We start from the raw sequence: 19,135 nt of genomic DNA on the forward strand, positions 1-19,135 counted from the left end.
AACAGCGCACCAACTTCGATCTGGAGATGTTGGAGGCGACCGGCGTCTGCAACGGCATCGAAAACTATTCACGCTACCTGACGGGCCGCGCCCCCGGCGAGCCGCCCCCCACCCTTTTTGAATTCATCCCCGACAACGCCATCGTCTTCGCCGATGAAAGCCACGTGTCGGTGCCGCAGATCGGCGGAATGTACAAAGGCGACTACCGCCGCAAGTTCACGCTGGCCGAACACGGGTTCCGCCTGCCGTCCTGCATGGACAACCGCCCGCTCAAATTCGAGGAATGGGATGCCATGCGGCCGCAATCGGTCTTTGTTTCCGCCACCCCCGCCGCATGGGAAATCGAACAGGCGGGCGGCGTTTTCACCGAACAGATCATCCGCCCGACCGGCCTGCTGGATCCCAAGATCGAAATCCGGCCCGTCGAGATGCAGGTGGATGACCTGCTGGACGAGGTGCGCAAGGTTGCCGCCGACGGCTACCGCACGCTGGTCACGACCCTGACCAAGCGGATGGCCGAAGACCTGACCGAATACATGCACGAACAGGGCATCCGCGTGCGCTACATGCATTCGGACATCGACACGATCGAGCGCATCGAGATCCTGCGCGACCTTCGGTTGGGGGCCTTCGACGTGCTGATCGGGATCAACCTGCTGCGCGAAGGTCTGGATATTCCCGAATGCGGGCTGGTGGCCATTCTCGACGCGGACAAGGAAGGGTTCCTGCGTTCAGAAACCTCGCTGATCCAGACGATCGGCCGGGCCGCCCGAAACGCCGAGGGCCGTGTGATCATGTACGCGGACCGCATTACCGGATCCATGGAACGGGCCATCGGCGAAACCGATCGCCGCCGGGCCAAGCAGATTGCCTACAACGAGGCACATGGGATCACCCCGCAGACGGTGAAGAAGAACGTCGAGGATATCCTCGCCGGGCTCTACAAGGGCGATGTGGACATGAACCGCGTCACCGCCAAGGTGGACAACCCCCTGGCGGGCGGAAACCTGCAGGCGGTACTGGACGGGCTGCGCACCGACATGCGCAAGGCCGCCGAAAACCTCGAGTTCGAGGAAGCCGCCCGGCTGCGGGACGAGGTCAAGCGTCTGGAAGCCGTGGATCTGGCAATCGCCGACGACCCGATGGCGCGGCAGTATGCGGTGGAAAAAGCGGTGGACGATGCGCAAAAGGCAGCGGGCCGCTCAACCGCGGGCCGCGGCGGTATGCGCGGGGGTAACGTCAAACGGCGCAAGCGCTAGCCTTGCGCCGCGCGCGTCCTAGTCAAAGATCATCTTGCCGATCATCAGCAGCAGCGCCGCGCCGATCAGGCCCACCACGATGATCGCAACCAGCCCCCCGGCGGCAAGCGCGCCCAGACCGAGCAGGGCCAGAACGAAAGGCGCAAGCACGGCCCCGACGAGTCCCAGCAAGGCAAACTTGCCCTTGTGTTTTCCGGCGACGAGCCCGGCCAGCCAGCCCGCCACCAGACCGATGATGGCCAGCACCACGAATATGAAAATGCCGAAGCCCTGCAACAGTTCTTCCATCTGAGCGACCCTTTCCGTCTTGATCTACCTGACAACCCTGTCAGCCTGACTTCGTTCCCGCAACCTTCGCGACTCTGGGTATGACCGAAATCGAAGCGCACCATTCCCACCTCTACCCCGGCGCGACCGGGCGCATCCTGTCAGGAAAGGATGGCGCCGCGCTCATCCGGTTTGCGGATGGCGCTTCGGCCTCCGCGCACCTTGCATGGCCGGAACTTGCTGTCGCTGCCTATACCACTTTTGCCGGGTCAGATATCCCCGCGAAATCCTGGCGATTGGTCGAACTGGAAGACGGAGCGTTCCGCGTGAAGGCGCGGATTGCGGTCACCGAGACCTGCAAAAAGGGCGGCCATTAGCCGCCCTTCCTTCCTCGTTTCATCAAGGTCAGATCCAGTAGTAGGGAATGCCGTAGTGGTCAAAGGTCCGCTGTTCCCATGCACGGTCCTGATGCCAGTCGTCCCGGCGTTCAGGCGCGCCCTTGAGCTGTTCGGGCGTGATGTCCGTGACGAACCCGTGCCGCGAAGTATCGTAGCGGAGCGCATCCCATGGGACAGGGTGGTGATCTTCCCCCATACCCAGAAAGCCGCCGAACCCCATGACGGCATAGGCGACCTTACCGGACTCCTTGTCGATCATCAGATGGTCGATATGGCCCACTTCGGACCCGTCTGCACCGTAAACATTGGTTCCATTCACGTCAGAGGAGGAAACCAGCGAGGCGGTATGAGACTTCGTGTTCATTGCGCGTTCCTTTCTTGTCTGAATTGATAGAAACAAAACGCACGGTTTCATTTCAGGTTCCTGCCAAGGCCATGGGGTGGGCGGCATCCAGCCTAGGGCAAGAGGGCCGAAACCGCCCCCGCGCCCTTGTCCGTGAGGCCGAAGAATTATTTTCGTGGCGCTATTGAAAGTGGTCTGGGCGCGCACGATTTACCCTCCAGCGTATCCCCGGAGGACATAGAATGCGCATTACCCTGCCTGCCCTGCTGACACTCGGCGCCCTTGCCACGCCCGCCTTCGCGGACATGACCAGCGGCACGATCCTAGCCTACGACCGTCTCGCCAACGTCATCGTGCTTACCGACAAGACGCATTGGACCCTTCATGCCGATGCTCTCGTCCCTGCCGACCTGAAAGCCGGGGATAAGATCACCATCGATTTCGTATCCGACGGTGACAACGGCTCCCTGCCCGTCAAAAAGCTCGAACGCCAGTAAGGACCAAAAAAGGGTGCCCTGATTAAAGGGCACCCCGATACTGGTTAAAATTCCTTTGGTGAGAATTACTCTGTCTGCGCCGGCTCTTCGTCAGGCGGCGTGACGCTGATGCCCGGAACGGTGACGGTCTCTTCTTCCGATGTCACCTCGACTTTGGGCACTTCCACAGTGACCTCTTCCTCGGTCATTTCGATGGAGCCTACTTCCGCGTCGAACTTCGGCAATTCGCCCCCCTCAACCGAAACATCCACATCGGGCAGGCTGCCCTCTTGCGTTTGATCAATGTCGATGAGGTAGACTGCACCGGCGATGACGACGGCGGCAACCAGCCCCCCGACCACGGCAACACTCGTTTTCATTGTGTATTCCTTCTTTCCTTTCAACGCCTGATTGGGCGCTGTCGGTGCAGAAACCATCGAAAGACAAAAGGGTTCCGGCCAGGGAAAGGTTCCGAACGAAAGTGTGGAACGCCGGTCACATTTCCGCGTTGAGCCTCCAGACACGTCATTTCGTTATCGGAGGCAAATATGGAATTCGGAATTTTCGGCCTAATCGTGCTGATCGCCGACATCTACGCGATCTATCAGGTACTTACCTCGGCAAGCTCCACGGCGGCAAAGGTGATCTGGACCCTCGTGATCCTGATACTGCCCGTGCTTGGCTTCATTGCTTGGCTCATCGCAGGGCCGCGCGGCAACAAAGTCCGCACCTGATCGATAAAGTTATGTGACAAATGGCCCCTTTCGAGGGGCCATTTTCATTTGGCGGTCGCGGTAACCTTTTCTTAGTGCCGGATTAACCAAGATGGCGGGCAGGAGCGCCGTCATGAAACCTCTCGCCTTTGCCTTCACCCTACTGGTCCAAACACCCGCTCCCGGCGCCGCCGGTCCATGGCTGGCAGAGAGCGGGAGCACCTTCACTTCGGTTTCAACGACGCTCAATTATCAGCTGGATGTAACCCGCAACACCTACCTTGAACACGGGCTGCATCCCCACCTGACCCTCGGCGCAGAGCTGATCCTTGAAAACGATCGGTTCGGCAGTCGGAAAGGCGGTGCCACGCTGTTCCTGCGACGACCGCTCGACATGGGGGCGGCTCCCCATCTTTTCGCCTATGAACTGGGTCTGGGCGCGCGGTGGGCAAATGAGGTGACCCACCCCCACGCCCAAGCGGGGCTGTCATGGGGGCGGGGTTTCGAATGGCGGGGAACATCGGGTTGGGCCACGGTCGATAGCGCCCTGCGTAAGGGGCTGAAGGACAGCGGCTATCTCTTCAAGGTAGATGGTACAATCGGGCTCAACCTCACCTCGGATCTCGCGGCAATGGGTCAGATATACCTCTATCAAAGTGAAACCGGGAACGGGGCTACCTTGGCGCCTTCCTTTGTCTGGCGTTACCTCGAAACGCGGGACAGCCGGATCCAGATCGGTTTTGAAACCCCTTTGGACCGGCCTGAACGAACCGCCGCCAAGATCGGGCTTTGGCAACGGTTCTGATCACGGTCCCTCAGCGGTTGTCCATCCGCACCAGCACGGAAACCTTGCCCTTCACCGGGGTGCCCCAAACGAGGTGCAGGCGTTTGCCATCCGTCCCTTCCGAGAGCCGGCAATAGGGCATCTGGTACTGCGCCACATTCGCTGCATTACGAATTGCGCCATGCGCCACCACCGCATCGGCGTTCAGCGCCTGTCCCTCGAAGGGCAGCTTGCCATCCGTTCCGATGATCCAGGTATCGGCGGGCGTGGTCTGGGTAAATTCGATCTCCACCGCGTTGGAAACCTGTCGGTCGACGAGATGAAAGGAATTGCCTTTCATCACCACGTTCTTGCACCGGGAAAGGTCCAGATCGGCAAAGGTCGTATCCACGCGCTCAACCCGTTCGATTGCGCCGTTGATGCTGCGGAACTTGTTGCCGGTGATCGTCACACCATTCAGGAAATGCCCCGCCCCATGCGGCTTGACCACGAGATAGCTGAACCACGGTGCAACTTCGCCGGACAGGAAGATGTTGTCCGTCACGCTCAGCGCGCTGAACGAAAAACCGGAGGTGAAGCCCGGCGTCGGGTCCTGTTCATTCGTCCATTCAATGAAACAGTTATCGACATAATTGCCCGTGACAACCGCCGAGGTATAGGACGACGCAAGGATCAGACCGGCAGACCGCACCCCGTTGTCGATGGCATCCCCCTGAAAGAAATGGTTGCCGGTAACGATGCTGTTGCCCCCGGCCAACAGAGCGAAATGCCGGAATTTCGTGGCCCTGTTGTCGCGCAGCTTCACGTCATTGGCGTTGGTGTTGAGCGCGATGGTACGGCGTTCCGGCACCGTCAGCGCATCTTCCGAGGACAGGAACTGGCACCGGTCGATCAACATGCCCTGACATCCCCCGCCGGTGGAGGTCACACCGCGATCCATGGGCCTGCTCACGAAACAGTCGCGCAGGTGAAAGGTGATACCGGAAGGTGCGAGGTTGATCCCGCTGCACCGGTCGTTGCACTGAAACTCTACATCGTCGAGCACGAATTTGCTGAGGCTGGCAAAACCGCTGAAATCCATCAGGTACTTGAAACGCGAGAATGTGAAATTCTGCGTGCCCGCCGCGTCATAAAGCGGCGCGTTCAGCGTAATTTCCTGCTGCGCCACATTTTTCGATCGCACATAAATCTCACGCCCGACGCCCACCCCGGATACATGTGCACCCACGGGAACCGAGGCCACGTTGACCACGCCTGTCAGCTTGCGGGGGTCCGACGGCGAATAGGTCGCCCGCGAGGTGACGGTCGTCGTGTCCCACGCGCTGCTCGCCGCCGCTTCGAGCTGACCGTTGCGGATGACACGCCGGGTCGCATAGCTCGACTTGTCCGGAACGGCGGACTGCATGTCGAGCGGGGCGCTCACCGTTATCTTGCGCCCGCCCATGTCGAGCGATTCGTGGTCGGAATTGCTGAGCAACGCCTGAAACGCTTTCAGGAACGCCGTTTCCTCACCGCCGAAGGCTTCGATGTACTGGGGCAGGTTGAAATCCCGGCGCAGCAGCAACACCGCCTCAGCAGGCATGCTCACCTTGCCTTCGAACCGGGTCGGCGCGTCGAAAGTCACACTGGTTTCAAGGCGAAAGGTCCCCTCCGGCACCAGCACGCAGCGCCCCGCCGCGACGGCATTGGCGGCTTCAAACGCCGCGGTATCGTCGGTCACGCCATCGCCTACAGCGCCATAATCCCGCACGTCGACCTGTGCGAGCATGTCGCGCAGAAAGATGGATGTGACATCTTCGATCACCAGATCGTCGATCCTGACGACGCCCCCGGTCTGCCCGGTCAGATCGATCCCGAAATGCCCGTATTGCGGCTCCATGCCCCAGACCATGTCCACCCCGGCCCGGTTCCCGGTGCCTACGATGGCGGTGATCTCCTCTACCTTGCCATAGGTCGTCAGCTGCGTTGCAGGCCCGAACTCTAACAGTCCGCTTGCCCGCGATCCGTTGGACAGCGCTGGATAGCCCGCAATGCGCACCGCAGGAAGATTGCCGCTGACCGCCTTGACCCGCGCCGTTATCCGCAGGTAGCAGCCCGGCAAAATCGGCGTTTCCCCCTTGTAGCGCAACCGCTGTATCGTCTGCGTCTTCAAGAGTTCGAGCGCTCCGCCGAAATCCTGATCCGCCGCAATGAATGCCGCATCCGCCGAACCTTCGTAACTGTCCGAACCGGGCGTTCCATCGGCGCTGGAATAGGGCTGCAGCCCATCCGCGAAGGGGCTCGGCATCAGCAGCAGTCCGTCGGTAATCGCCTTGTTCATTGAATCTTCCCTTTCTGCGGCATCCCGAAGCATCGGGACCGGCACGTGTTCCAGCGGCGCGTTGCCGGGCAACGCAGGAACGGGGAAGTATTCTTCAGGTATTAACGAAGGGCGCGCCGGGGGCGCGCAGCAAGCAAAGACCGCGCAACGCTTGGGTCAGGCCGTAACGCCCGGATTACCGAGGATCTGAACGGCACCGATGCGCCAGCCTTCTTCGGTTTCTTCCATCTTGTAGTCGAGCAGATGCATGAAACCCTTCGCATCGGTTATCTGAACCTTCTGCCAGAGGTTCCCGGCCACTTCGCGCAGTTCAAGATACCGCACCTCTGCCGGGCGATGGACCATGGGATACCCCTGGGTGACCATGCGCTCGAAATTCTGCGGGCTCTGGAAAAGAAACCTGAGTTGCGGTGTGGCATAGCCAAAGGCGGTGTCGAAATCGTCCGCCTTGAAGGCTTCGAACTGGCTATCGATGGTCTCCTTGATCTCGGCATCCTGCGCCAGAGCCGCGATGCCGCTCGAAAGAGCCATCAATGTTCCCAGAATAAGTGCGATCCATCCTTGCCGCATGTCGGTATCCTCCCTAACCGCCTGACTTATGTTAAGTCACGCGGGTCAGCAGGCAAGAGTTTCACCCTGCGACGAGTCGCCCCGCCAGCGCCGCATCGATAAGCGCGGTCGTCTCGTCGATGCCGTAGAGCGCGATGAAACCACCGAACCGGGGGCCCTGGCTCGCCCCCAGCAGCACTTCGTAGAGCGCCGTGAACCAGTCGCGCAGCGGATCGAACCGGGGCTTGCCCACCGCGAAAACCATGCTTTGCAGGGCTTCGGCATCGGCCCCGCCATCCCAGTTTTTCAGGCGGTCGCGAAGATCTTCGAGCGCCTCGCGCTCCGATTCGCTGGGCTCCCGGAAGACTTTGTTCGGCTTTACAAAATCGTTATAATAGCGCACCGCGTGACCGGCCGCCGCGTCCATCCCCGGATGGCTTTCCGGCGAAGCCTCGGGCGCATACCTCTGGATGAATCCCCAAAGCTGCGACTTGTCCTCGGCCGAGGAAACGGAAGCCAGATTGAGCAGCATGGAATAGGGCACCACCATGTCCGATGCCGGGACTTCGCCGCCATGGATGTGCCATACCGGATTGTTGAGCCGCGCCTTGGTATCCTGCGTTTCATAGGCCCGAAGCTGTTGATGGTATTCATCGACAGCCTTCGGAATAACGTCGAAATACATGCGCTTCGCCGTCTTCGGCTTCTGATACATGAAGTAGGACAGGCTTTCCGTGCTCGCATAGGTCAGCCATTCGTCGATGGTAAGACCGTTGCCGGATGATTTGGATATCTTCTGCCCGTTTTCGTCGAGGAACAACTCGTAGGTGAAATGCTCGGGCGCCTTTTCCCCCAGGATGCGGCAGATGCTGTCGTAGATCGGGGTGTTGGTGGAATGGTCCTTCCCGTACATCTCGAAATCGACACCCAAAGCCGCCCAGCGCGCCCCGAAATCGGGCTTCCACTGCAGCTTCACATTGCCGCCCGTGACGGGCAGCGTCATTTCGGTACCGTCCTCGTCGTCAAAAGTAATCGTGCCGTCCTTGGCGTTTACCTCTTTCATCGGGACATACATGACACGACCCGTTTCGGGATGGATGGGCAGGAAGATCGAATAGGTCTGCCGGCGCTCTTCGCGCAGCGATTTGAGCATTACCGACATGATTTCATCGTACTTTTCGCAGGCGCGCAGCAAGATTTCATCGAACTGGCCGGAACGGTAGAACTCCGTCGCCGAATAGAACTCGTACTCGAACCCGAAGGTATCGAGAAACCGTCGCAACATCGCGTTGTTGTGGTCGCCGAAACTGTCGAACTTTCCGAACGGGTCCGGGACAGAAGTCAACGGTCGCTGCAGATGCTCGGCCAGCGCCTCCGGGTTGGGTACATTGCCCGGCACCTTGCGCATACCGTCGAGATCGTCGGAAAAGCAGATCAACCGCGTGGGAATATCGCTGATCGCCTCGAAGGCGCGGCGGATCATCGTGGTGCGCGCGACCTCCCCGAAGGTACCGATATGCGGCAGGCCCGACGGGCCATAGCCCGTCTCGAACAGGACGTATCCCTTTTCCGGCGGCGCTTTTTCATAGCGTTTCAATACCCGGCGCGCTTCTTCGAAAGGCCATGCTTTGCTGGTCATTGCCGCTTCGCGCAGTTCGGACATTGTCTATGCTTTCCAATTGAGTTGCCCGGCGCGGGGGCGCCGGCGTCGCCCGTTCCTATTGCGTCACCCCTGAGCCGTCAATATTCTGCGCTGCAACGTGAAATCCGAAGGACAGCCGATGCCCAGCGAAGACCCACATTCCCTCAGCGCGCAGGATTGCCTTGTCGCGTTGATGATCGCCATTTCCGCGTCGGATGAAGACATTCGCACCGCCGAACTGGTCAAGATCGAATCCGCGGTGAACACCTTGCCGATTTTTTCGGGCTACGACAGCGACCGGCTGACCACCATGGGCAAGACGGTCTTCGATCTCTTCGAGCAGGAAGACGGGTTGGACGCGCTGTTCGGCCTGATCCGCGAATATTTACCGGAACGCCTGTTCGAAACCGCCTACGCCCTCGCCTGCGACGTGGCAGCCGCAGATGGCCGCATACGTGAAGCCGAATTGCGCCTGCTGGAGGAAATCCGCTACGAGCTGAACCTCGATCGCCTGCATGCCGCGGCCATCGAAAGAGGTGCCCGGGCACGCCACATGACCTGAGGTGAAACCCCGGCGGTCATGCCCCGTAAAGCGTGCTCCACCGTTCGATAAGCTCCTGCTGAACCCGTTTCGCCCGGGCATTCCAACCACGTGCCCCGGGCGGGCGTTCGCGCTCCTCCCGGCTGATCTGCGCGCGTTCCTTGGCGTCGGCGGCGAAAATGGCAAAGGCCAGTTCCTTGCCGTCCTCGGCCACCATATACCCCGCGAGGCCCGAGACGAAGTTGAGCGTTCCGGTCTTCGCCGCGACCTTGATCGGGTGGTTTCCATCCGGGCGGCCACGGCTGTCGCGCAGCCGGATGGATTTCAGGATCGGGCGCAGCCCTTCTCCGCGCGCCTCCAGCAAGGCCGTCACCATGTCAGAAGCGGTCAGGCGGCTGTCGTCGCTCAGCCCCGAATGGTCAGCCATCCGGGGGCCGATCAGGCCATAGTTCGCCATTGCCCATTTGTTCATCTCTTCCGCCGAGGCCCGTAGCGAAGCAAGCTCCGGCACACGCTTTTTCGACGCGGCCATCCCTACCATCTCTGCGGTGAGGTTGGTGGACCACTTGAGCATGTCCTTCAGGATACCGCGCAAATCCCCGCTGCGCTGCGTGACCAGCACCTTCGCATCCTGCGGCAGCGTCGGAGTGATTTTCGGCGCGCCGAGGACGATCCCGTTTGACCGGGCGAGCGTGGCAAAGACGTCCCCCGCATAGAGCCCGGGCTTGCGCACCGGTAACCAGCGCGCGCCTCCGTTGCCCAAGGCCCGCCGGGCCACCGTCCATTCGTCACGCAGGCCAGCGTCGGCGTAGGTATAGACCGGCGCCTTGCGATCGATCACACGCATCTGCGCCATTTGAACGCCCGGGCGGTACTTGGCGGAGCGGCCTTCCATGCTGACGTCATAGCCGTCTCCGCCGCGTTTCCATTCGAAATGCACCCGGTTGTAGTTCAGCGCGATGCCCGACACCGAAGGATTGTAACCCACGTGGTCGGGCTGTTCGGGGTCGATCATCGCCTCTACCGGCAGGGCAGCCTGGTAGACCAGGAAATCGCCTTTCACGCCGATGATCCCGGCCTCTTTCAGGTTCGCGGCCATGGTGCCCAGGGCATCGGTATCCAGCGTCGGATCCCCGCCTCCGGCAAGGATCAGATCCCCCTGAATCTCCCCTCCGGTTACACCGCCCGTAGCCAGCAGACGCGTCTCGAACCTGTGATCCGGCCCGAGGATATCGAGGGCATAGAGCGCGGTCAGCGCCTTGGCCACACTGGCCGGCGGCGTGCCTTCCTGTGCGTTGGACTGCTCCAGCCGCGCCCCGGTGCCAACCTCCGCCACGGCAAAGGCGACCTCTCCGGAAAGGTTCTGGCCACGAATGATCTGATCCGGTTCAGGGACATTGCGGCGTGAAAGGTCCTCCCCCCGCAGAACGGGCCGCAGGGATGAAGTGGGCGGTTCAGCCGCAGCGGCGCGCACGGCAATAAGGGAGGCAGCGCCCCCCAAGAGAAAACGACGGGTAACATTCCTAGACATGAGTCTCATTTAAACCGCGCGCAGGGGGTGTCCACAAGCAGTCTCAAATCACATTTCGCTGTCCGATGCGCCATGATAACCGACATCGATGAAATCCGCTGTTCCGATCATGTTTCTCGCGATGTCGCTGATTCCCGCCGGGGACAGCGCGGGTAAAATATTGACGTCGGCATTCGGGGTCTCTCCGCTTTTCGTGGCCTGGTCCCGCTTTGTGCTGGGAACGTTGCTCGTCCTTCCCTTCATCCCGTCCGGCACGCTCCGCCTGCTGCGCGACCCCCGTATCTGGGTGCGTGCAGCAATGCTGGCGGGGGGCATCAGCTGCATTCAGACCGCATTGAAAACCGAAGAGGTCGCATCAGTCTTTGCCGCATTCTTCATCGGGCCGCTTGTCAGCTATGTGCTTGCAGTGATTTTCCTGCGGGAAACCGTCACGCCCCTGCGCAGCCTGCTCGTCGCACTCGGTTTCGTGGGCGTTTTGGTTGTGGTCCGCCCCGGCATCCAGTTCTCAATCGGCCTTATGTGGGCGCTCGCGGCGGGCACCTTCTACGGGATATACCTGACCATGTCGCGCTGGCTGGGCGGGCTGGGGCATCCGCTGTCGCTGACCTTCACCCAACTGGCGATTCCCACGCTGCTGCTTTTGCCGGTGGGGCTGTGGCAACTGCCGCCGGTCACCGCCCCCATCGCGGCGCTGACATTGGCGAGCGCCGCCTTTTCCATGCTGGGCAACCTGCTGCTGCTCTACGCCTATCGGGTCGCGTCGGCGACGCAGGTGGCACCGCTTGTCTATTTCCAACTCGTGGCCGCCGTCGGTCTTGGCTGGCTCATCTTCGGCGACTGGCCCGACGCCTTCACCTGGATCGGCCTCGGCATCATCCTGACCGCCGGGCTCGCTTCGGCGCGGCTGCGTTCATCCTAGTCCCATTGCCCGGCGGCACGGATCGCAGTGGACGACGCGTCGGTCATCGCCACATTCACGAAACACCACGCCGGGGCCTTGGCCTGCGCCAAGAGCTGCGACTGGCTCCCCGGGATGCGGTAGCGGGCATAAAGCGCCGATGCGCGGCTCATCCGGGCCGATATGCGCTGCCCGGGCCGGGCGAGAACACCTACCGGGACCGCCTCCATGATCGCGCGCCAATCCTGCCACAGATGAAACTGCGCAAGGTTATCGGCCCCCATCAACCAGACGAAGCGAACATCCGGGTAGAGCGCGCACAACCGCGCCAGCGTCTCTGCCGTATAGCGGGTGTCCAGACGTGCCTCTATGTCGGTCACATCGACGCGTGGATGGTCCATGACCAGCCGGGCCCGCGCCATCCGCCGTTCGAGGGGGGCGGGGCCTTTCGGTTTCAGCGGATTGCCCGGGCTTACCAGCCACCACACCCGGTCGAGGCCAAAGCGCTTCAACGCTTCCCGCGTGATATGGGCATGCCCTTCATGCGCAGGATCGAAAGACCCGCCCAATAAGCCGACGACCTGTCCCGGTCCGGTCAGTGGATAGTCGAAACGCAAGAAAACCGGCCCCCGGTGTTGGCTGCATCAGGGGCCGAAGGGAGGGGCTTTGCCGAGGTTTGTCAATCGCGGCGCAGAGAATGGCGCCGACAATAACCCCACGCTCCGGGCAATTTCAGCCGCGCGTTACCGGCTTTCCTGTACCAATGCGTCGTCCGGCAAGGGCTCAACCCTGTCGCCGACCGCAATGCGGCCCGGCCGCAGCACGCGCGCACACCATCCGCCATGACCGCGCAGGGCACTGTAACCGCCCTCCCCCAGCGCCTTTTCAATCCGGCTGCAGGGTGCACAGACGGTCGTCCATTCCAGCACCGCACCACCCACGGCGACGCGCCGACCCTTCAAGGCAACAAGGTTGATACCGGAGACCACCAGATTACGCCGGAGCTTCCGCGCCTCTACCGGGCCTTGCCCCAGCAATGCGCCAACCACTGCCAGATGCTCCGCCTGTATCAATGTCACCGCACGCTTTCCGGGTCGGGCGTGATCACCCGAAAGGCCTTTTTCCACGATCTGAGCGTCCTGAACGGAAACAGGCTCCGCAAGCCGCCCGGGACGCAACCAGATTTCCTCGATTCGCCCCGGCTGGGCATAGGTTGAGACGAGCGTCTTGAGATCACGCATGATGGCGCTCCACGCAGGGTTTGATCTTGGCAGCCGCGAAGGATATTGGACGGCAACTCATTTCTGTCCGAGGATTCCCATGGCAGCCTACCAATACGTCTATCACATGTCCGGTGTTTCGAAGACCTATCCGGGCGGCAAGAAGACTTTCGAGAACATCAATCTGAATTTCCTGCCCGGTGTAAAAATCGGTGTGGTCGGTGTGAACGGCGCGGGTAAGTCCACCCTGCTGAAGATCATGGCCGGTCTCGACAAGGATTTTTCTGGCGAGGCTTGGTCCGCGGAGGGCGCAAAGGTCGGCTATTTGCCGCAGGAACCGAAGCTCGACCCGGACCTCACCGTGCGTGAGAACGTCATGCTGGGCGTGGCGCCCAAGAAGGCGATCCTCGACCGCTACAACGACCTCGCGATGAACTACTCGGACGAAACGGCGGACGAGATGGCGAAGCTGCAGGACGATATCGACGCGCAGAACCTGTGGGATCTGGACAGCCAGATCGACGTGGCGATGGAAGCCCTGCGCTGCCCCCCGGACGACGCCAATATCGCCGATCTGTCGGGCGGTGAAGCGCGCCGCGTGGCGCTATGCAAGCTGCTGCTCGAAGCGCCCGACATGCTGCTTCTCGACGAACCGACCAACCACCTCGACGCTGAAACCATCGCCTGGCTTCAGCAGCACCTGATCGACTACAAGGGCACGATCCTGATCGTCACGCACGACCGCTATTTCCTTGACGATATCACCGGCTGGATTCTCGAGTTGGACCGAGGTCGCGGCGTTCCCTACGAAGGCAATTATTCCGACTGGCTGGAGCAGAAAGCCAAACGACTGGAACAGGAAGCGCGCGAAGACAAGTCCAAGCAGAAGACGCTGGAACGCGAACTGGAATGGATGCGGCAGGGCGCCAAGGCGCGGCAGGCAAAGTCCAAGGCCCGGATCAACGCCTATAACGAGCTTGCCGAGACCTCCGAACGGGAAAAGCTCGCCCGTGCGCAGATCGTCATCCCCAACGGCCCCCGCCTCGGCAACAAGGTGATCGAGGTCGAAGGCCTGAAGAAACACATGGGCGACAAGCAATTGATCGACGGGCTGGACTTCTCCCTGCCGCCCGGGGGCATCGTGGGCGTGATCGGCCCCAACGGCGCCGGTAAATCGACCCTGTTCAAGATGCTGACCGGGCAGGAAAAGCCCGATGCGGGAAGCATCGAATACGGCGATACGGTCGATCTGTCCTATGTCGATCAGTCGCGCGATGACCTCAATGCCGACGATACCGTCTGGCAGGCAATCACCGGCGGCGCCGAGATCATCAAGCTGGGCGATGCGGAGGTAAACTCACGCGCCTATTGCTCGTCCTTCAATTTCAAGGGCGGCGACCAGCAGAAGAAGGTGGGTCTGCTGTCGGGTGGTGAACGCAACCGGGTGCATATGGCGCGCCTGCTGAAAGAGGGCGGCAACGTTCTGCTGCTCGACGAACCGACGAACGATTTGGATGTCGAAACCCTGCGCGCGCTCGAAGATGCCTTGGTGGATTTCGCGGGCTGCGCCGTCGTCATCAGCCACGACCGCTTCTTCCTTGACCGGATCTGCACACATATCCTCGCTTTCGAAGGCGAGGCGCATGTCGAATGGTTCGAAGGCAACTTCGAAGACTACGAAGAGGACAAGAAGCGCCGCCTCGGTGCCGACGCTCTGGAACCCAAACGCCTGAAGCACAAGAAGTTCGTGCGCTAATAGCTCTGGTCGCCCCCGACCCGAACGACTCACAACTGACAGGCCCGGCGCATCCATGCGGCGGGCCTATGGCTTCGAAAAAGGCGGTTGCCCCAGAATGTGTCGCGAATTGCCATAATTTAGCCACAGCGCCCGTCTCTCATGTCTTTCGACAAGCAAGGAGCTGGCAATGGCCGTAGTCGCGCTGATGATCGCAAGTATTACCGGCACCCTCGGGTTTCTCACCGCATGGTTCGTGGTGGGTACCGGGCTGCTGATCGCGCTGGTCTTCTATGCTGCTGTCGGCACCATGACTTTCTTCGCCGTCATCGCTCTGGTGCTACTCTCTCAGGAAGGAAACGAAGATTCCACCCTGGCGGATACCGCCCGCGCCTGATAAAATTCCGCTTCGACACCCCGGCCCGCGCATGTCGCGGGCTCTTTCATGGGCCATGACGAACCCCGCGGTCGAAAGCCCCCTCCCAAGAAAAAAAAACCGCCGCTCCTTTCGGTGCGACGGTTTCCCACATCCCCGCGGTGGTAATGGCGGGCCTACTTGTCTTCGGCCATCACCATTTTCTGCATACGTTCGAACAGATTGTCCGAACGGTCATCCGCCAGGCCATGCAGTGGATCGGCAGAGTTGAGATATTCCCGCAGCTTGTTGCTCGCCGCGAGACCGGACCAGACCCGCTGACTGGTCACGCTTTCGACCCGGATCGCCGGTGCCTTGGCCACGCCGGTCAGTTCCGGCTCCCAGTTTTCCTGCAGCCGTTCGGAAACCGCTTGGGCGATCTTTTCGTTGTCCATCCGCGCGCGGCCCATCACGATACCGACGAAACGACCGCTGCCCGCATAGGCAATCTGGCAGTCCCGGTCCTGCAGGGCATCGATGGCCGCATGGGCGATCTGTTCGAGGTTCTGCCGGAAAGCCGCAGGCCGAACAGAGCGGAAGACTGCCCTCAGCCCCACCACATCCAGCGAAAATAGGCTCATCGCGTAGCAACCCGCCGGCAGACGCAGCAGATGATTTTCCAATGACAGAAGGTCACTGACATGGGGGATCCCCAGGTTGATGCCTTCATCGAATTTCAGTTTTGTAAGGGCAGTCAGTTCTGCCAGCGTATGCTGGGCTTCCCGCTCCCGCAGCAGGCTGGCGTTCAGCATACCTGCGGAATTGACGCGCGCACCCAACTCCATTCCATCGAGCGGCTTGCTGATGAAATCGGTCGCACCCGCCTCGAAAGCACGCTGCATCAGCGTGGGCTCGCGGCTGGCCGTGACCATCAGAACCGGCGTTGTCCGGTACTCGGTCTTCTCGCGCAAGATCTTGCACATTTCGATGCCGTCCACCCCCGGCAACATGATGTCGAGGAGGAAGCAGTCAAATGGCATCTCCGTGCTTGAAATCGTTTTCAACGCTGCCTCGGCAGTGTCGCAGCACGTCAGTTCGTATTCCCCCACACGCCCGAGACAGCTTCTGAGCAGTTCGAGAATGACGGGGTCGTCATCCACAGCCAATATACGCATTGCACCAATATCCTTCGCTACGGCAGTTCCGTCATCGCGACGGGTGAGATTGTTCTGTCCATAGAAAGCCATTGATTACGGGCAATGGTGAGACCGATTTGAGGCGATACTTTGGAAGGGTTTGAGTCGCGCCTTCAATAAAACAAGGGATGGATCCGAAATAGAGGCGCAAACGTGCCGCTCAGAGGGTCATCCTGCGACTAGACTTGTACGAATCCCCCTCGGGTGCCATATAGGCGCTGCAGACGTTATTCTATTTCGACCCACTGTCTCCCTTACCGGCGCTCAGTCTTCGATCTCGACCGACTACGCCGGGCTATCGCAACAACGCGGATAGCAACTATAGGAGACAACGGAATGGCCACTGGCACCGTAAAATGGTTCAACACAACTAAAGGCTTCGGCTTCATCGCACCCGACGGCGGCAGCAAGGACGTTTTCGTCCATATTTCCGCAGTTGAGCGTGCCGGCCTCACAGGTCTGGCCGACAACCAGAAAGTGACGTTCGACATCGAATCCGGCCGTGACGGCCGCGAATCCGCGACGAACATCCAACTGGCATAATGCCTGAGGGGGCCTGCCCCCCGCACATGAATTTGACCGGCCCCGTCGCAGGACAGGGCCGGTTTTTCTTTTACAGGGGTTGCCAAGCCTCTTGCGGGGGCCAACACTCTATCCAATCCTTCTTGCAAGAACCCCATGGAGCCTCCGATGCGCCGCCGTACATTCCTTGCCACGTCCCTTGCCGCTGCCACCTTTCCCCAATTCGCCGGTGCCCAGGCAGCGGCCTATGATCCGACGCCGCAGATGGTGTCAGTAAAGGCGCGATACGCGCCGGGCGAGTTGATCGTGCTGCCCCGCAGCCATTACCTCTATCTCGTGACCGCACCGGGCCGGGCCATGCGTTACGGCGTCGGGGTCGGCAGGGCAGGCCTCGAATTTACCGGTAAGGCCAATATCGCGGTAAAAAAGGAATGGCCCACGTGGCGCCCCACGGATGAGATGATCGAACGGGAGCCCGAAACCTACAAACGTTTCATCGGCAATACCGACGCCCAGCCGGGCGGTCCCGGCAATCCGCTCGGGGCACGGGCGCTCTATCTCTTCCAGAACGGGCGGGACACGTTCTACCGCATCCATGGCACGACCGAACCCGGCAGCATCGGCAGGTCAGTCTCCAACGGCTGTATCCGTATGCTGAACGCACATGTCGTCGACCTCTATGAACGCGTGCCCATCGGCACCACCGTTACGGTGCTCTGACCGCTCAATTACGAAACATCTCGGGGCCGGTGCATCACATCAGCCTTTTTCGGTCAAAGGACGTTCCCGTACGCAAAAAGGCCCGGCATCGCTGCCGGGCCTTCTCTTCGTCATGGGCGACGATTTAGTTCAGTGCCTTGTCCGTGATCTCATGGGTCCAGGCGCCCTCCGGCTCCTTGGTGATCACGGGATCCGACCCGCCGGACAGCAACGACTGTACGGTACGCTCGTAATCCGCTTCATCCAGCGTGCCATCGCTGCCTTCGGTCAGCTTCGCGATCTCCCGCATCATGCGCTTCTGATGCTCTTCGGTCTGGGCGCCGGAGGCATCGTTCTCCAACACGATTTCTGCCGCTTCGTCCGGGTTCTCCTCGGCGTATTTCCAGCCCTTCATCGAGGCGCGCACAAACCGCACCATCTTGTCGGCGAACTCCGGGTCCTCCAGCTTGTCTTCGAGCACGTAAAGACCGTCTTCCAGCGTCGCAACGCCCTGATCCTCATACTTGAAGACAGTAAGCTCCTCGGGTGTCAGGCCCGCGTCGATCACCTGCCAGTACTCGTTGTAGGTCATTGTCGATACGCAGGCGGCCTGGTTCTGCAGCAGGGGATCGACGTTGAACCCCTGTTTGAGCACGGTCACCCCGTCCTCTCCGCCTTCGGTCGGCAGGTCGAGCTTGCTCATCCAGCTGAGGAAGGGAAATTCGTTCCCGAAGAACCAGACGCCCAGCGTCTTGCCCTTGAAGTCATCGGTCGTTTCAACGCCCGCGTCCTTGCGGCAGGTCAACATCATGCCGGATTTCTTGAACGGCTGCGCGATGTTTACCATCGGCAAACCCTTTTCCCGCGCGGAAAGCGCAGAGGGCATCCAATCCACGGTCACATCCGCGCCGCCGCCCGCCAGCACCTGCGTGGGCGCGATATCCGGCCCCCCGGGTTTGATGGTGACGTTCAGGCCCTCTTCTTCGTAGAAGCCCTTTTCCTGCGCGACGTAATAGCCCGCGAACTGGGCCTGCGTCACCCATTTGAGCTGCAGGGTCACGTCGTCGGCGGCCTGGGCGATCGTGCCCCACAGCCCGACAGCCGCGCCGGCGGCAATGCTGCGTAATGTTGTCATCGTTTTCTCCCTTCGGTTTATCGTTGTCGTTGATCGTTTTGTCAGCGGGTTCCCCGCTGGCTAGGATGCCAGAAAGTGACTGTTTTTTCCACCAGAGCCATCGCCCCGTAAAAGGCTGACCCCGCGATGGCGGCCACGACGATCTCCGCCCAGACGAGGTCCAGCGCCAGTTGCCCCACCGAGGTCGAGATGCGAAAGCCCATCCCCTTGATGGGCGAGCCGAAGAATTCCGCCACGATCGCCCCGATGAGCGCGAGCGTGGTGCCGATCTTCAGCCCGTTGAATACGAACGGCATGGCAGCAGGCAGCCGCAGTTTCAGCAAGGTGCGCCAGTAGCCGGCGGCATAGGTCCGCATCAGATCGCGCTGCATGGCATCGGTGTCCTGCAGCCCCTGCACGGTATTCACCAGCACGGGAAAGAACACCATGACCACCACGACGGCAGCCTTCGACTGCCAATCAAAGCCGAACCACATCACCAGGATCGGCGCCATGCCAATCACCGGAAGCGCCGCGACGAAGTTGCCAACGGGCAGCAATCCGCGCTGCAGG

Annotated in this window: 23 protein-coding genes; 11 read left to right on the top strand and 12 right to left on the bottom strand. The window is 60.9% G+C overall.

Annotated elements, in window-relative coordinates; all coding sequences use genetic code 11:
- A partial coding sequence (locus A3764_RS02520) for a helicase-related protein (protein ID WP_201722393.1) occupies positions 1-1,259 on the top strand: 1,259 nt, incomplete at its 5' end.
- 18 nt (positions 1,260-1,277) lie between these two features.
- On the opposite strand, the gene A3764_RS02525 is transcribed toward A3764_RS02520, so the two are convergent.
- Complete coding sequence (locus A3764_RS02525) at positions 1,278-1,547, bottom strand: hypothetical protein (RefSeq protein WP_067922623.1); 270 nt, start codon at positions 1,545-1,547, stop codon at positions 1,278-1,280.
- 80 nt (positions 1,548-1,627) lie between these two features.
- Here A3764_RS02525 and A3764_RS02530 point away from each other — a divergent pair, with 80 nt between their 5' ends.
- Positions 1,628-1,903 (top strand): hypothetical protein, encoded by a 276-nt coding sequence (locus tag A3764_RS02530; protein WP_067922626.1) that lies wholly within the window; start codon positions 1,628-1,630, stop codon positions 1,901-1,903.
- Positions 1,904-1,931: 28 nt separating this feature from the next.
- Here the strand turns inward: A3764_RS02530 and A3764_RS02535 are convergent, their stop codons facing one another.
- Positions 1,932-2,288 (bottom strand): PRC-barrel domain-containing protein, encoded by a 357-nt coding sequence (locus A3764_RS02535; RefSeq protein WP_150120711.1) that lies wholly within the window; start codon positions 2,286-2,288, stop codon positions 1,932-1,934.
- A gap of 221 nt (positions 2,289-2,509) precedes the next feature.
- Here A3764_RS02535 and A3764_RS02540 point away from each other — a divergent pair, with 221 nt between their 5' ends.
- On the top strand, positions 2,510-2,764 hold the full coding sequence (locus tag A3764_RS02540) for a hypothetical protein (protein WP_067922629.1): 255 nt from the start codon (positions 2,510-2,512) through the stop codon (positions 2,762-2,764).
- A 65-nt stretch (positions 2,765-2,829) separates the two neighbouring features.
- Here the strand turns inward: A3764_RS02540 and A3764_RS02545 are convergent, their stop codons facing one another.
- On the bottom strand, positions 2,830-3,123 hold the full coding sequence (locus A3764_RS02545) for a hypothetical protein (RefSeq protein WP_067922632.1): 294 nt from the start codon (positions 3,121-3,123) through the stop codon (positions 2,830-2,832).
- 168 nt (positions 3,124-3,291) lie between these two features.
- Here A3764_RS02545 and A3764_RS02550 point away from each other — a divergent pair, with 168 nt between their 5' ends.
- Both A3764_RS02550 and A3764_RS02555 read left to right on the top strand, forming a co-directional pair.
- Positions 3,292-3,477: a PLD nuclease N-terminal domain-containing protein gene (locus tag A3764_RS02550; RefSeq protein ID WP_067922635.1), complete on the top strand. Its 186-nt coding sequence runs from the start codon at positions 3,292-3,294 to the stop codon at positions 3,475-3,477.
- Between the two features lie 112 nt (positions 3,478-3,589).
- Positions 3,590-4,261 (top strand): hypothetical protein, encoded by a 672-nt coding sequence (locus A3764_RS02555; RefSeq protein ID WP_067922638.1) that lies wholly within the window; start codon positions 3,590-3,592, stop codon positions 4,259-4,261.
- 10 nt (positions 4,262-4,271) lie between these two features.
- Here the strand turns inward: A3764_RS02555 and A3764_RS02560 are convergent, their stop codons facing one another.
- From A3764_RS02560 to A3764_RS02570, 3 genes are all read right to left on the bottom strand, one after another.
- On the bottom strand, positions 4,272-6,560 hold the full coding sequence (locus tag A3764_RS02560) for a glycosyl hydrolase family 28-related protein (protein WP_067922655.1): 2,289 nt from the start codon (positions 6,558-6,560) through the stop codon (positions 4,272-4,274).
- A gap of 156 nt (positions 6,561-6,716) precedes the next feature.
- Entirely contained in the window at positions 6,717-7,130 is a 414-nt protein-coding gene (locus A3764_RS02565) for a DUF4864 domain-containing protein (protein ID WP_067922641.1), read from the bottom strand.
- Positions 7,131-7,191: 61 nt separating this feature from the next.
- On the bottom strand, positions 7,192-8,772 hold the full coding sequence (locus A3764_RS02570) for a lysine--tRNA ligase (protein WP_067922644.1): 1,581 nt from the start codon (positions 8,770-8,772) through the stop codon (positions 7,192-7,194).
- Positions 8,773-8,890: 118 nt separating this feature from the next.
- Between A3764_RS02570 and A3764_RS02575 the strand changes: the two genes are divergently transcribed.
- Positions 8,891-9,313 (top strand): tellurite resistance TerB family protein, encoded by a 423-nt coding sequence (locus A3764_RS02575; RefSeq protein ID WP_067922647.1) that lies wholly within the window; start codon positions 8,891-8,893, stop codon positions 9,311-9,313.
- A gap of 16 nt (positions 9,314-9,329) precedes the next feature.
- On the opposite strand, the gene dacB is transcribed toward A3764_RS02575, so the two are convergent.
- On the bottom strand, positions 9,330-10,823 hold the full coding sequence (dacB, locus tag A3764_RS02580; RefSeq protein ID WP_067924654.1) for a D-alanyl-D-alanine carboxypeptidase/D-alanyl-D-alanine endopeptidase: 1,494 nt from the start codon (positions 10,821-10,823) through the stop codon (positions 9,330-9,332).
- A gap of 88 nt (positions 10,824-10,911) precedes the next feature.
- Between dacB and A3764_RS02585 the strand changes: the two genes are divergently transcribed.
- On the top strand, positions 10,912-11,742 hold the full coding sequence (locus tag A3764_RS02585; RefSeq protein WP_067924651.1) for a DMT family transporter: 831 nt from the start codon (positions 10,912-10,914) through the stop codon (positions 11,740-11,742).
- Here A3764_RS02585 and A3764_RS02590 read toward each other — a convergent pair.
- Both A3764_RS02590 and A3764_RS02595 read right to left on the bottom strand, forming a co-directional pair.
- Positions 11,739-12,338, bottom strand: coding sequence for a nicotinate-nucleotide adenylyltransferase (locus tag A3764_RS02590; RefSeq protein ID WP_067923829.1), 600 nt, complete (start codon positions 12,336-12,338; stop codon positions 11,739-11,741). The two genes, A3764_RS02585 and A3764_RS02590, sit on opposite strands and share 4 nt — an antisense overlap.
- 126 nt (positions 12,339-12,464) lie before the next feature.
- Complete coding sequence (locus tag A3764_RS02595; RefSeq protein ID WP_067923825.1) at positions 12,465-12,962, bottom strand: MOSC domain-containing protein; 498 nt, start codon at positions 12,960-12,962, stop codon at positions 12,465-12,467.
- Between the two features lie 79 nt (positions 12,963-13,041).
- Here A3764_RS02595 and ettA point away from each other — a divergent pair, with 79 nt between their 5' ends.
- Positions 13,042-14,697: an energy-dependent translational throttle protein EttA gene (gene ettA, locus A3764_RS02600; RefSeq protein WP_067923823.1), complete on the top strand. Its 1,656-nt coding sequence runs from the start codon at positions 13,042-13,044 to the stop codon at positions 14,695-14,697.
- A gap of 169 nt (positions 14,698-14,866) precedes the next feature.
- Positions 14,867-15,073: a hypothetical protein gene (locus tag A3764_RS02605; RefSeq protein ID WP_067923820.1), complete on the top strand. Its 207-nt coding sequence runs from the start codon at positions 14,867-14,869 to the stop codon at positions 15,071-15,073.
- 155 nt (positions 15,074-15,228) lie between these two features.
- On the opposite strand, the gene A3764_RS02610 is transcribed toward A3764_RS02605, so the two are convergent.
- On the bottom strand, positions 15,229-16,206 hold the full coding sequence (locus A3764_RS02610) for a response regulator (RefSeq protein ID WP_067923817.1): 978 nt from the start codon (positions 16,204-16,206) through the stop codon (positions 15,229-15,231).
- A gap of 357 nt (positions 16,207-16,563) precedes the next feature.
- Here A3764_RS02610 and A3764_RS02615 point away from each other — a divergent pair, with 357 nt between their 5' ends.
- Together A3764_RS02615 and A3764_RS02620 are read left to right on the top strand one after the other, a co-directional pair.
- A complete protein-coding gene (locus A3764_RS02615; protein ID WP_067923814.1) occupies positions 16,564-16,770 on the top strand; it encodes a cold-shock protein in 207 nt (68 codons plus the stop codon).
- Between the two features lie 147 nt (positions 16,771-16,917).
- Positions 16,918-17,469 carry a L,D-transpeptidase gene (locus A3764_RS02620; protein WP_067923811.1) on the top strand — a complete coding sequence of 184 codons (552 nt, stop codon included), beginning with the start codon at positions 16,918-16,920 and terminating at the stop codon, positions 17,467-17,469.
- Between the two features lie 124 nt (positions 17,470-17,593).
- Here the strand turns inward: A3764_RS02620 and A3764_RS02625 are convergent, their stop codons facing one another.
- Entirely contained in the window at positions 17,594-18,583 is a 990-nt protein-coding gene (locus A3764_RS02625) for an ABC transporter substrate-binding protein (RefSeq protein ID WP_067923808.1), read from the bottom strand.
- Positions 18,584-18,624: 41 nt separating this feature from the next.
- A partial coding sequence (locus A3764_RS02630) for an ABC transporter permease (protein WP_150122059.1) occupies positions 18,625-19,135 on the bottom strand: 511 nt, incomplete at its 5' end.

The organism is Sulfitobacter sp. HI0129 (assembly GCF_001635395.1).
Lineage (GTDB): Bacteria > Pseudomonadota > Alphaproteobacteria > Rhodobacterales > Rhodobacteraceae > Sulfitobacter.

Coding starts and splice junctions, on each gene's coding strand:
- A3764_RS02525 (WP_067922623.1), bottom strand. CDS start 1,547: ATGGAAGAACTGTTGCAGGGCTTCGGCATTTTCATATTCGTGGTGCTG.
- A3764_RS02530 (WP_067922626.1), top strand. CDS start 1,628: ATGACCGAAATCGAAGCGCACCATTCCCACCTCTACCCCGGCGCGACC.
- A3764_RS02535 (WP_150120711.1), bottom strand. CDS start 2,288: ATGAACACGAAGTCTCATACCGCCTCGCTGGTTTCCTCCTCTGACGTG.
- A3764_RS02540 (WP_067922629.1), top strand. CDS start 2,510: ATGCGCATTACCCTGCCTGCCCTGCTGACACTCGGCGCCCTTGCCACG.
- A3764_RS02545 (WP_067922632.1), bottom strand. CDS start 3,123: ATGAAAACGAGTGTTGCCGTGGTCGGGGGGCTGGTTGCCGCCGTCGTC.
- A3764_RS02550 (WP_067922635.1), top strand. CDS start 3,292: ATGGAATTCGGAATTTTCGGCCTAATCGTGCTGATCGCCGACATCTAC.
- A3764_RS02555 (WP_067922638.1), top strand. CDS start 3,590: ATGAAACCTCTCGCCTTTGCCTTCACCCTACTGGTCCAAACACCCGCT.
- A3764_RS02560 (WP_067922655.1), bottom strand. CDS start 6,560: ATGAACAAGGCGATTACCGACGGACTGCTGCTGATGCCGAGCCCCTTC.
- A3764_RS02565 (WP_067922641.1), bottom strand. CDS start 7,130: ATGCGGCAAGGATGGATCGCACTTATTCTGGGAACATTGATGGCTCTT.
- A3764_RS02570 (WP_067922644.1), bottom strand. CDS start 8,772: ATGTCCGAACTGCGCGAAGCGGCAATGACCAGCAAAGCATGGCCTTTC.
- A3764_RS02575 (WP_067922647.1), top strand. CDS start 8,891: ATGCCCAGCGAAGACCCACATTCCCTCAGCGCGCAGGATTGCCTTGTC.
- dacB (WP_067924654.1), bottom strand. CDS start 10,823: ATGTCTAGGAATGTTACCCGTCGTTTTCTCTTGGGGGGCGCTGCCTCC.
- A3764_RS02585 (WP_067924651.1), top strand. CDS start 10,912: ATGAAATCCGCTGTTCCGATCATGTTTCTCGCGATGTCGCTGATTCCC.
- A3764_RS02595 (WP_067923825.1), bottom strand. CDS start 12,962: ATGCGTGATCTCAAGACGCTCGTCTCAACCTATGCCCAGCCGGGGCGA.
- ettA (WP_067923823.1), top strand. CDS start 13,042: ATGGCAGCCTACCAATACGTCTATCACATGTCCGGTGTTTCGAAGACC.
- A3764_RS02605 (WP_067923820.1), top strand. CDS start 14,867: ATGGCCGTAGTCGCGCTGATGATCGCAAGTATTACCGGCACCCTCGGG.
- A3764_RS02610 (WP_067923817.1), bottom strand. CDS start 16,206: ATGCGTATATTGGCTGTGGATGACGACCCCGTCATTCTCGAACTGCTC.
- A3764_RS02615 (WP_067923814.1), top strand. CDS start 16,564: ATGGCCACTGGCACCGTAAAATGGTTCAACACAACTAAAGGCTTCGGC.
- A3764_RS02620 (WP_067923811.1), top strand. CDS start 16,918: ATGCGCCGCCGTACATTCCTTGCCACGTCCCTTGCCGCTGCCACCTTT.
- A3764_RS02625 (WP_067923808.1), bottom strand. CDS start 18,583: ATGACAACATTACGCAGCATTGCCGCCGGCGCGGCTGTCGGGCTGTGG.